Source organism: Microcoleus sp. BM001215392 (assembly GCF_036700185.1).
Lineage (GTDB): Bacteria > Cyanobacteriota > Cyanobacteriia > Cyanobacteriales > Microcoleaceae > Microcoleus.
The window spans coordinates 8,868-16,833 of sequence record NZ_JAUBOJ010000125.1; the positions used below are offsets into that span (position 1 = coordinate 8,868).

General features: G+C 46.0%; 8 protein-coding genes. 4 read left to right on the plus strand and 4 right to left on the minus strand.

Annotation, left to right across the window (positions count from 1 at the left end):
• Window positions 1–127: 127 nt before the first annotated feature.
• Complete coding sequence (locus QT974_RS15330; protein WP_333469324.1) at window positions 128–703, minus strand: GNAT family N-acetyltransferase; 576 nt, start codon at window positions 701–703, stop codon at window positions 128–130.
• Window positions 704–762: 59 nt separating this feature from the next.
• Here QT974_RS15330 and QT974_RS15335 point away from each other — a divergent pair, with 59 nt between their 5' ends.
• Complete coding sequence (locus QT974_RS15335) at window positions 763–1,653, plus strand: carbohydrate ABC transporter permease (RefSeq protein WP_333469325.1); 891 nt, start codon at window positions 763–765, stop codon at window positions 1,651–1,653.
• Window positions 1,654–2,043: 390 nt separating this feature from the next.
• Here QT974_RS15335 and QT974_RS15340 read toward each other — a convergent pair whose 3' ends face one another.
• Window positions 2,044–2,640: a DJ-1/PfpI family protein gene (locus QT974_RS15340; protein WP_333469326.1), complete on the minus strand. Its 597-nt coding sequence runs from the start codon at window positions 2,638–2,640 to the stop codon at window positions 2,044–2,046.
• A 79-nt stretch (window positions 2,641–2,719) separates the two neighbouring features.
• On the opposite strand from QT974_RS15340, the gene QT974_RS15345 reads away from it, so the two are divergent.
• Window positions 2,720–3,085 (plus strand): hypothetical protein, encoded by a 366-nt coding sequence (locus QT974_RS15345; protein WP_333469327.1) that lies wholly within the window; start codon window positions 2,720–2,722, stop codon window positions 3,083–3,085.
• Between the two features lie 178 nt (window positions 3,086–3,263).
• Here QT974_RS15345 and QT974_RS15350 read toward each other — a convergent pair whose 3' ends face one another.
• Window positions 3,264–3,410 carry a photosystem I protein PsaX gene (locus QT974_RS15350; protein WP_293132219.1) on the minus strand — a complete coding sequence of 49 codons (147 nt, stop codon included), beginning with the start codon at window positions 3,408–3,410 and terminating at the stop codon, window positions 3,264–3,266.
• Between the two features lie 506 nt (window positions 3,411–3,916).
• Entirely contained in the window at window positions 3,917–4,873 is a 957-nt protein-coding gene (gene lipA, locus QT974_RS15355) for a lipoyl synthase (protein ID WP_333469328.1), read from the minus strand.
• Window positions 4,874–5,887: 1,014 nt separating this feature from the next.
• On the opposite strand from lipA, the gene QT974_RS15360 reads away from it, so the two are divergent.
• Both QT974_RS15360 and QT974_RS15365 read left to right on the plus strand, forming a co-directional pair.
• Window positions 5,888–6,445, plus strand: coding sequence for a response regulator (locus QT974_RS15360; RefSeq protein ID WP_333469329.1), 558 nt, complete (start codon window positions 5,888–5,890; stop codon window positions 6,443–6,445).
• A gap of 301 nt (window positions 6,446–6,746) precedes the next feature.
• The gene (locus tag QT974_RS15365) at window positions 6,747–7,838 is read left to right on the plus strand and encodes a bifunctional heptose 7-phosphate kinase/heptose 1-phosphate adenyltransferase (RefSeq protein WP_333469330.1); all 1,092 of its coding nucleotides are present in this window, start codon (window positions 6,747–6,749) and stop codon (window positions 7,836–7,838) included.
• Window positions 7,839–7,966: the final 128 nt, after the last annotated feature.

Below are 7,966 nucleotides of genomic sequence, written 5' to 3' on the forward strand. Positions count from 1 at the left end.
ACCTGCGCAAGCCAATGACCTGCGCAAGCCTTCTTCCCAATGACCTGCGCAAGCCTTCTTCCCAATGCCCAATGCCCCATGCCCAATGCCCCATGCCCAGTCGTACCTAATATGAGAGCTCCAAAGGCTATACAACAATACCATCAAAAAACTCTTCCCTCAGAATCGAATAAATTTTCAAATCCCAATATCTGCCCTTGACAAATAGCTGCTGTCGCAAAATTCCTTCCAACTGCATCCCCACTTTTTCCATCACCCTCGCCGAAGCAATATTGTTAACTTTACATCTACCCATAATTCGATTCAGCAACATCTCCCGAAAGCCAAATTCAATAATTGCATTGACAGCCTCGCTCATGTATCCTTGATTCCAATATCTCGCAGAAAGTGCATAACCAATTTCCGCGCGGCTGTGCGTCATGCTCCATTCCACATATCCGCAAGTCCCGATCAACTTTTTCTCGGCTTTGTGGACGATTCCCCAATCTACAAGCTCTTTTCTTTTGTACATTTTTGTTAGAGACTTGAGAAAGTATTTAGTGTCTTCGATGGAGGTGTGAGTTGACCACATTGTGTATTCTGATACTTCCGGATTGGAAGCATACTCAAACATATCGCTGGCATCATTTAAAGTGATTTTTCGGAGCAGGAGCCTTTCAGTTTCTATAGTGGGTAAATTTGCTAATATATCGAGCAATTTCATTTTGACATTGACCTATATTGTGATACAATTTAAAACTAAAAGCTAAAATTTACAAGCCAATGGTTCCGATGAAATCTGGGCGTTTTAACTGGTTGGACAATGAGTCGATCGCAGCTTGGACATTTCTGGCCCCAGCTTTGCTGTTTCTGGGTACTTTTTTGATTGGGCCGATCGCCTATTTATTCTACCTCAGCTTTACCAGAGGCAGCTTTACCCAGTCTGGAGTGCGTTTGGTTGGCGCCAATAACTACTCGCGCCTGCTGACAAACCCGGATTTTTGGCAAGTTCTCCAAAACACGATCTATTTTACTACCGCGACAGTCATTCCCAGTTTAGTAATTCCCTTGGGTTTGGCCGTTTTGCTAAATCGCTCGTTTGCTTGGCGGGGAGCTCTCCGCACCGCTTATTTTATCCCTTCGATTACCTCTCTAGTGGCTGTTGGCTTGGGTTGGCGGTGGTTGTTTCAAACGGATGGCCCGGTGAATGATATGCTAAGGGCGATCGGCATAAATCCGATACCTTGGCTGAGTAGCACAGTTTGGGCAATGCCCGTCATAATTCTGCTGAGTATTTGGAAACAATTAGGCTTTAATATGGTAGTATTTTTAGCCGGATTGCAAGCAATTCCCATAAATCGTTACGAAGCAGCAGAATTGGATGGAGCTAATGGTTGGCAGCAATTTTGGCACATCACTTTACCCGGTTTGCGGCCGACTTTAGTATTTGCTACCGTCACTACAGCTATTTTTACTCTACGCAGTTTCGAGCAAGTTTATGTCATCACCGGCGGCGGCCCTTTGAACTCTACTAATTTGCTAGTTTATTATATTTACGAGCAAGCTTTTTCGCAATTCGATTTTGGCTATGCAGCCGCAGCCGCAACGTTCCTGATGGCTATAGCTTTGATATTAGTTTATGTTCAGTTGCGAGTTTGGGGCGAAGATGCTTGATTAGCTAGGGACATGGTTTTGCCCAATCGATCGCAAATCTCGCTTCTAGCTTAGTCTAGATCCCCCTAAATCCCCCTTAAAAAGGGGGACTTTGAAGCTCTTGTCCCCCCCTTCGATCGGGGGGCTAGGGGGGAGCGAGAGGCTAATATTAAGCGAAAAAATATTGGTAACTATTGACGTTAATGCAAATAAAATGTGCAACTAGCTGCATTGTCAATTACGAATTCCCAATGTTATGCCATGTTTGAAAAATCGTGCAGAATAACAATTGTTGGGCGCAGTGAAACGGAGGGTTGTTTGTTCTCCTCGATGTGTAAGGTGCGTCGCTATGAGATTCTCGATTTAATTTAGGGATTTTGGAGAGCGACACACCCTACAAATACAGGTGCATCATTTTTGAAAAATGGTATTATATTCCATGTGCTCTGCTGTTTGTTCAGCTTGTGCTGCACCCAAAAGCTTGCCGACAACGTGCAAAGACATATCAATTCCCGCAGCAATTCCCCCAGATGTAATGATTTTGCCGTTATCCACAAATCGCTGATTTTCGATAATAGTTGTATTGGGAGCTAATTCTCTCAACAAATCCAATGCCAGATGGTGTGTAGTTGCGGCCAAACCTTCCAACAAACCAGCTTTTGCCAACAGCAGCGAACCCGTACAGACAGACAGCACTAATTCTGCTGTTTGCGAACAATCTTCGATCCAGTTAATCACGGCTGAATTATCGATTAACTTTCTCGTGCCTAGTCCTCCCGGTACAATCAAAATATCCGGTGGCGGACAATCGGAAAAAGTACAATCGGGATTGACGCTTAAACCGTTGCGCGCGGTGACTGTACCGGGATGTTCGGCTACGGTAGAGACGGCAAAAGGTCGTGAATCCTTATTTAATTCTGATGTCACCGAAAACACTTCAAAAGGCCCGGCAAAGTCCAGTACCTCGACATCATCGAACATGAAAATAGCTACGTTCCTAGTTGGCATAAAACATACTTCTGATAGAGACCAAAAATATTAGCGATTTGTTATCGTATGAATGGTATAATTTGAATCAATTAAAGCTATGCCGAAAAATCTTCGCCATCGCGTCCTAAAAATTAGTTTTTTGTGTCTTGCTTGCGCGCTAGCAATTGCTGTTTCGCCAATTTTTACTCCGGCTCAATCGACCAGTCAATTAGAGTTTCGGATTACTCAATTAGAAGGTCAAATTGCTGAACTCCGGGGACAAATCTACAGTTTGCAGTCTCAAGGTTCTACAGTTAATCGGCCTGTGTCTCCGAACCGTCCGAGTTCGAGCCGGACAAATCCTAGAATGCTTTCGGGAGATCCGATGTTTGACAATTTAGCAACTTTGGCAATTGAAACTAAGCAGGATGTGATCAAAATTCAAGAACGGTTGTCTAAGCTAGAAGCTTCGAGAAATCCTTAGGAAAGTCATCAGGAAGAAGGAAGAAGGAAGAAAGAAGAGGGAAAAGGTAAGTAGTAAGAAGGAAAAAGTCTCCCTCTCTCCACTCTCTCCACTCTCCCACTCTCCCACTCTCCCTCTCTCCCTGTCTCTGACTTTGAGGTACCCAAAAGCAGGGTCTGCTAAAAGTCAAGTTGCGGAATTATTCAATGATATGGAAATAAAATGCTGCTACCACAAAATTGATAGCTAACAGCAACAGAAACCAGCCGGTGCGAAAGGTGTAAGGGAATTTGCCCGTTTTCATCACGGAGTCGGATTTTAATTGGTTCTTTGCTATCTCTGCCATAATTCAAGCTCCTAATTCATAAGTCACTGTATTCACAAATAGCAGAGAGTGTCACACATTTGCACAATCTAAGAGTGTTATTTTTTGTAACTAGGAGTTTATAGCTGGTAAAAGTATAGTCATCTATATACATGACATGGGAGGCATTCGGCCCCTCCCTCTTCACTTTTACTTTGAGCGGATTGACCCGCCTCGGCTGAGCTACGCCCACGACCTATCCCATTGCTCAATAGCTTTTGGGAGTGCTTTGCCACGATCGTGTAAGACACATTCACGGAGCGCATTAATTAACAAACCATCTGCGGTTTTGTAGAAACCTCTGTGGATGTGTTTGCCAATCGGCTCCCTGCATGAGTGATAGGTGTGGCTCGTAAATAAAGGCTACGTTGAAAGCGGTTGCTTGGGCAGCCCAAATCCTTCTGATCAGTCATCATGTACTATTCCTGACTATCTTTGACGAGAAACTTAATGAAGTTTCACAATACCGAGTTGAATTCAGATTGATTTTAATCGATCGCTCCGGCGTGGTAGGAACTGCGGACGAGAGGCCCCGATCGCACTCGCTCAAACCCCATATAGCGGGCGATCGACCCGAAACGGTCAAATTCGGCTGGCGTCCAGTATTTGCGCACTGGGAGGTGTTCTAGAGATGGTCTCATGTATTGACCGAGGGTGAGCCGATCGCACTTGGCATCCCGCAAGTCGGCCATCGCTTCGACAATCTCGGCCTCGGTTTCCCCGTGTCCCAACATCAAACCGGATTTGGTGGGAATAGTTGGGTCAAATTCCTTGACGATACGCAGAAGGTCGATCGAGCGATCGTACTTGGCCCCCCTCCGCACCGGCCCTTGCAACCGTCGCACCGTCTCAATATTGTGGTTGTAACAAGCTGGTTTCGCATCCACCACCGTCCGAATCCGCTGCCGTTGCAACTGAGAAAGGCCCGAGTTATCCGCCTCAACAGTCCTCCCCATGCCTCCCCAAAAATCTGGTGTTAGTACCTCAACCTCAGTATCGGGGTTTAAGTGGCGGATTTGGGCGATCGTCAACGCAAACCAACCCGCGCCCCCATCGGGTAAATCGTCCCTCGCTACCGAAGTCAGCACCGCATAGCGCAAACCCAACAACTGCACCGCCTCGGCCACCTTTTCCGGTTCCTGGGGATCGAGGGGCATCGGAGAATGACCTTTATCTACTTGACAAAAAGCACAAGCGCGCGTGCAAGTCGGCCCCATCAACAAAAAAGTCGCCGTTTTTTGGGCGTAGCACTCCCCCCGGTTGGGACATCTACCCTCTTCGCAAATTGTATGAATTTGTCGCTGTTTAATAATTTTCTGCACTTCGGAAAGTTCGCTGGCTTTGCCAATAGGGCGCCGCAGCCACTGTGGCATTGCCTCGATTTCGCTCCGCATTTGAGCGGCAGTTGCTTTGACAGTAGGAGTTTGAGGAGTTTGGGGCGACATAAAATTAAGTGGCGATAGAGTTAGTATATGCGATCGTATCCGAAATCAAAGTCCCTGAACTTGTAGGACTCTCACCCCAAATCAGAATTCGGATCAATTGCAGCCAAACTAAACTCGTTCAGAATTCTAGGTAGAATTCTCTTAGGGATATACTGAAGGTTGCAAATCACAAGACCACACGGGAAGCGGCAAACTCAGAGGCTTCATTCAGTCCTGAGAGGAATGCGACTCGGAGGACTTTAGTCCCCGTGGTCTGTACTCTATAGCGCATCACGCGCAAACCTCGGTCTTTCAAGCCAGGGATGAAACGCAGCAGCAGCCGTTTGAAGGCTGCCATTACTCTAGATTAGAATTGATTTGTGCTAAACAAGTAGGCGTATCAACTACGTGCTGAACCATTCCTAGAACGGTGAAATTCCAGGCAGTAAGACACCCTCAGCATTTTAGACTGGGAAAGACTTGCAGCACAGCCAAGCAACGCAGGATGGGGAACGTACCGAACTGGCTTCGTGTTGAAAAGTGCGAACGAAAGCATAAAGCAAAAAAGTAGACGTAATGCTCATGGCGATCGTGGCGAAAGTCAGCGAGGTTGAACGTGTAGCGGCGATTTGACAGCGCCTTTAAGAACAATCGCAAGGCTGTTTCTTAAGAATCTCCGTTCCACTATAGTCGGAGAGTGTCAAAATCTAGAGGCTAGTAAGTAAATCTGTCTGCGTAACGAACTATCCTAGTACGGAGAAATTCCGGCCACTTAGTAAACGCATTGGGGCGTTAAACAAAAAGAGCAAGTAACAGCAGGATGGGAAGCGTACCGAACTGGCCAAAGTGATAGACCGAGAAAGCATTTGAAAAGGATAACGCAAGCGCGATTGCAGCATCGAAAGATAGTTGTTTTGAGCCAAAGCGAGGCACCTTGACAATGCCTTTGAATATTGGTTTCCGATCGATGCAAAAAATCTCAGTGGCTCTTAATGGCCCTGAGACCCTCAACACTCATTACTGAAGGAGTCAGTCGTGGCTGGTCAAAAAATCTTGGTAATCGATGACAGTAAAGTCATCCGCGTTCGAGTTCGAGAGATGTTACCTCAAGGTAACTTTGAAGTTCTAGAAGCAAAAGACGGCGAAGAAGGGCTCAAACTGATCCGTGAAGCCCGACCGAATCTAATTATGTTAGATTTCCTACTGCCCAAAGTCAGTGGTTGGGAAGTGTATCAAAAAGTGCAAGCCCATCCGGTGCTTTGCAAGATACCTTTGGTGATCATGTCGGGGCGCGAAGAAGAGGTGATGGAGAAAATTCCCAAACCCTTCGAGAAGCATTTCTTTGCATTCATCGCTAAACCTTTTGAGAAAAAGCAGCTAACCGAGGCGATCAAATCGGCGATGGTACTGGCTAAAAAGAAACCAGTACCAGAAGCCCCTGCCGCCGCCACTGCTGTACCGAGCTCTGGAGCTGGTGCTGCCGAAATTCAGGCGATGACTAAGCAAATGGCGAAAATGCAAGCGGAAATTGATGCACTCAAAAAACAAATGAGTCAGGTGATTACGATCATCAAGCAGATGAAATCGAAATAATTCTGCGGTCTTTTACAGGTACTCATGCAGAAGGCACTGATGTAGAAGAAAACTTCCACAGGGTGAAACTTTCTCACTTTATGTCAATGGGTTCCGTTCGACCGGCAGTTTTTTGCTAAATAGGTCGATCGCGCGATCGGCAACCACCTGCAATCGGTTTCTCACAATCTCAGTGGGAAAATCAATTAAAAGTTAAAAATCAAACCAGGGAGGAAATCAATTATTAATCTTTATTAAGATTTTTTAATTGCCGCTCGTGCCACGCTCAACTATCAACTCCTCAGTCTCATTTTTTTGGTTAATGACTAACGACTATTCCGATTTTTTGCCTCAACTGCGTGCCTCAACTGAGCAATTGTTGAAAAGATTAGACTGCTTCGATCGAGCGCAGGTATTAGCGATCGGAGATTTGACCTTGGACGAGTTTCTTACCGGACAAGTAGAGCGAATTTCCCGCGAAGCACCTGTGTTGATTTTGCGCTACGAGAATACTCGGCAACTACCCGGAGGTGGCGCAAATGCTGTCTACAATTTAGCCAAACTGGGAGGCAAAGTAAAAGTTGCTGGTTTGGTGGGAAAAGACGACCAGGGAAAGGCTTTGTGCGGTATTTTTGAGGCGGCCCGAATTGATACGGCTGGAATTTTAATCGATTCGCAGCGTCCAACCGTTACCAAAACTCGCATTTCCGGGCACGCGCGGCAGTCGGTGACTCAGCAAATTGTCCGAGTCGATCGCAAATCTGACGAGTTGCCGGATTTAGACTTACAGTTGCAATTAGCAGACTACATCCGGCAGCAAATCCCGACAGTAGATGCTGTGGTGTGTTCCGACTACGGCGACGGAGTTTTGACTCATTTGGCGATCGAATCGGCAGTGGTTCCCGGCAAAACAATTGTAGACGCTCAAACAAATTTGCAGCGATATTCTGGAGCGATGCTGTTTACTCCCAACTTACCCGAAGCCGAGGAAGCAGTGGGATATGCTATCAAAAACCCTGAAACTTTAATGCAAGCAGGACGCGATTTATTGAACTTAACTCAAGCTCAAAAAATCCTGATTACTCGCGGCGATGAAGGGATGAGTTTGTTTGAAAGGGTGAACGGCGAACCAATCAAAAATTCACCCCCTCCAACATCCACTTGCTTCAAGGGGGAATTTGCCATTCAAAGCTGGGATATTCCCCCTTTTAACAAGACTGATGTTTTCGATGTAACTGGTGCTGGAGACACAGTGGTAGCGGCAATGACTTTAGCTTTGTGCGTCGGTGCATCGGGTTGGGAAGCGGCGGTTTTGGGCAATTTGGCTGCTAGCATCGTCGTGCGTCAATTCGGTACGGCGACAACGACAGCAGAGGAAATGAAAGAAGCTTTGAAAACGATGGTTGAGCAGTAGTTATTGGTTATTGGTTATTAGTTATTAGTTATTAGTTATTAGTAATTGGTGATTGGTAATTAGTAATTGGTAATTAGGATCGCGAATTAAATAATTTACACATATTTGTGGGATGGGCGTCCCGCCCG